Here is a 689-nt window from a genome sequence, read left to right on the forward strand (position 1 = left end):
AGCAAAGGACTGATCACGATGCGTAAGAGCCTCAAGACCTCCATCACCCTCGCCACGACCGGCGCCCTCGTCCTCGGCGGCGCCGCGTTCGGGATCTCCTCCGCCCAGGCCGCGACCCCGAACGTGCACACGGTGTCCTCGTCGTCCGAGTCGAAGATCCCCGCACCCGTCGCCTCGGTCCCCGAGGTCCTCGGTGGCTCCACCGCCGTGAAGCTCGACTCCGGCTTCACCGACGCCCTCACCGCACTGAAGCTCACCCCCGGCGTCTCGGGAGATGCGACCCTCGCTGACGGGTCGGTGTCGTTCCCGATCACCGCCGGGTCGGTCACCTACTGGTCGCCGGATGGCAACTACCGCCCGTACGTGCAGGGCCTGCTGAACCACGACGACTCGGGGCTGACCCTGAAGGCCGGCGACACCACCGTCACGCTGGAGAACTTCGTCGTGAACCCGGGCTCGTCCAAGCTCTACGGCGACGTCCTCGTCAACGGCAAGGTTGCCGCGGCCAACGCGTTCCTGTTCGAGCTGCACGGCGGCTCCCTCAAGCCCCTCCAGCTCGAGGGCGACAACGCCATCCTCACCGGCACCACCGTCCACATCTCCGAAGACGCCGCCGGCCTGCTGAACAAGACCTTCGGCACCGACGCCGTCAAGCGCGGCCTCCTCGTCGGCACCGCCACCATCACCGC

1 protein-coding gene is annotated in these 689 nt (G+C 68.5%); it reads left to right on the top strand.

The window, feature by feature from the left end:
- Window positions 1–18: 18 nt before the first annotated feature.
- On the top strand, window positions 19–689 hold a 671-nt coding region (locus tag HP445_RS00050; protein ID WP_111055748.1), incomplete at its 3' end, for a hypothetical protein.

Source organism: Curtobacterium flaccumfaciens, from assembly GCF_013359815.1.
GTDB classification, from domain to species: Bacteria; Actinomycetota; Actinomycetes; order Actinomycetales; family Microbacteriaceae; genus Curtobacterium; species Curtobacterium flaccumfaciens.